General features: G+C 58.1%; 1 pseudogene. It reads left to right on the top strand.

The window, feature by feature from the left end:
* Nucleotides 1–260: pseudogene (locus EOD29_RS32825) on the top strand (iron ABC transporter permease); the annotation flags it as partial.

Below are 260 nucleotides of genomic sequence, written 5' to 3'. Positions count from 1 at the left end.
GTACCACTCACCTTCAAGACTATGTCGCTGCATGCCTTTCAGGAGATCCTATTCCGGCAGGCGGTGACACGCACGGCCTTTATCAATTCGCTGTCGCTTGCCGGCGCGACCGCACTTGGTCTGCTTGTGGTGACAGTGCTTGCGGCCTATGCACTGACGCGACGCAGAGACATGGCGTCGCGGATCGTTTCCAGCCTGATCGAGATACCCTATTCGCTGCCAGGCATCGTCATGGCGGTCTCCTTCATTCTCGTCTTCGC

It is taken from the genome of Mesorhizobium sp. M1A.T.Ca.IN.004.03.1.1 (assembly GCF_003997555.1).
GTDB lineage: Bacteria > Pseudomonadota > Alphaproteobacteria > Rhizobiales > Rhizobiaceae > Mesorhizobium.
The sequence above is the reverse complement of the archived record's forward strand: the minus strand, read 5'-3'. Positions and strand labels throughout refer to the sequence as shown.